We start from the raw sequence: 1,936 nt of genomic DNA on the forward strand, positions 1-1,936 counted from the left end.
TCTTGTAGGCCGGGGAGGTGTACTCGGTCTGGCCCCATAGTTGAAACTCTACTGCCGGGGCCGTAGCGTTTTTGGTGGGGCAGGTGATTGTCCAGGTCGCGCCGGTGTCGGCAAACGTCTGAAAGGCCCCGATCGCGGGGCTGGCCGACAGCGGCAGTGTCTTGCCTGGCGGCTCTTTGAGGCACACGCCCTGATTGATCCAGGCGCTGTGTTGTTGAGCGTTGAGGGTGAGGGTGTGTTCGCCACCGTGACAGAAATACAACGGGCCGGCGGCGATAGTTTTTTCGAGTGCCATCTTGACGATTTCCTGAGGCTCGGTGGGAGCTTCACTGTCGGCGATGGGCAAGGCGACGTCTACTGTCATAAATGACAGTTAGGAATAGAGGTTCGCGATAAGAAATCACCAGAAGCACTGATATGGGAATAAGAAATGAATTACTTCTTTTTGGCGGATGAAGGTCATGACCAGCAGGACGCCAATGAAGAACATGAAGCGAAACCTCGGGCAGGGGAGAGGGTCATCCTACCTAAGCGTAGTTGGGGTTGGCGATGGGCGGGTTTGGTGAGGCCATCAGATGCCCGTAGCGAGGCGACGTATTCATGCTCGCCGTCGACGCAATACGGCACCTGAGGGCGGTCGATGACAGGCAGGACTTCTTCGACGTTGATCCAGCGCTGCAATCAAGGCGCGTAATAACGCACCCATAGTGATAAGCCTGCTCGCATAGCGCTATTCACCCGAATAGCGAGTTGTAGTGGTCTAATGTATCAGATGAACTTGTCTCTATAAAACCAGACACCTTGGTAGATACGTTTCCATCTGTCGAGGTGTCTGAAATTACTTGGCTACACTGTCCCCTTATCCATCAATAGAAAACTCATCATGGGTGTTTTGGGGTGCCGCTTCATCACCAAGGGCTATTGGCGAATTTATGAACCAATGAGGTAGAGCAATATTGCTTCCAAGCTGGAGATCGAACCTGAACTTTCCATTCTTGGATGTCAACGCTTTTATCTCCCAAGAATGCTCGGTATTAGTGTTGCCGTCGTAAGAAAAGTCTGCACGTGTCAAACCATTAGTACCTTGTTGAAAACTCAGAGTGATCCGACTACCGGCCACCGGGCTGCCGACATGAGGTCTCAATGTCAAAGTGCGTGGTGCTCCCATCTTGAAAGCAAATTGATCCGGAGAAGTCATCGCCACCCCATCGATATGTGGTGTTCCTTCCTCGAGTACGTTACGGGCCAGCCGAGTAACAGTGTTTGCCTTCAGCGGAATGGAGAGCCCCTGAATCTTCAAACTCAGTTGAAATTTCACGCTTTTGTTTATGGGGAAGGTGAAACTCCATTCAGGATCTGTTACCTCTGTGCCGAAAGGCGGAGAGCAAACGACATCATTGTTATCCCCGACCAAGACTTCACATTGCAAGCTGAACCAACGACCAGAATTAAATATGATACTGCTAGTAGGTACATATTTCATCGAGAAAGTTGGAAGGTAGCCGTTTCCTCTCCACACAGTGAAGGGCAATACACCTGATATATTGGAATCACCAACCTTGGTGGTACTTATTTCGCGCCCTAGGTCAGTGGAGATTAGATAGCAGTTCTTCAGCGTCAGCGGTGTCGTCATCCCGCGCCCCTCCAGACGCACCTCAAATGTGCCGCTCCGATCTCCCCCCGTGATATCCCAGCTACGGGTTGACACTTCTGTTTTGAACTCAGGAACGCTCGTTATGGTTTCGGGAGGTGCATCTCCGCTGAACTCATATGATGCCTTGATCAATAAACCGTCCAGTGGGCTACCGGGTTTTGCTGTCAATTTCAGCGTACGTGGTATTCCACGAAGGAAAAAGTCATCGTTCCCCTCAAGGATGGCCGTTGCCTCATCATTCAGGTTGGTCGACAGCAGTTTGCTGGCGTTCAGCACTATCGG

The 1,936-nt window shown here is 51.3% G+C and carries 2 pseudogenes; both read right to left on the minus strand.

Features of this window, described 5'->3' with window-relative positions:
- A pseudogene (locus tag BK659_RS23100) lies at positions 1 to 295 on the minus strand (hypothetical protein); the annotation flags it as partial.
- Positions 296 to 859: 564 nt separating this feature from the next.
- Positions 860 to 1,936, minus strand: a pseudogene (locus tag BK659_RS23105) (hypothetical protein); the annotation flags it as partial.

It is taken from the genome of Pseudomonas brassicacearum, assembly GCF_003732225.1.
Classification (GTDB): domain Bacteria; phylum Pseudomonadota; class Gammaproteobacteria; order Pseudomonadales; family Pseudomonadaceae; genus Aquipseudomonas; species Aquipseudomonas brassicacearum_E.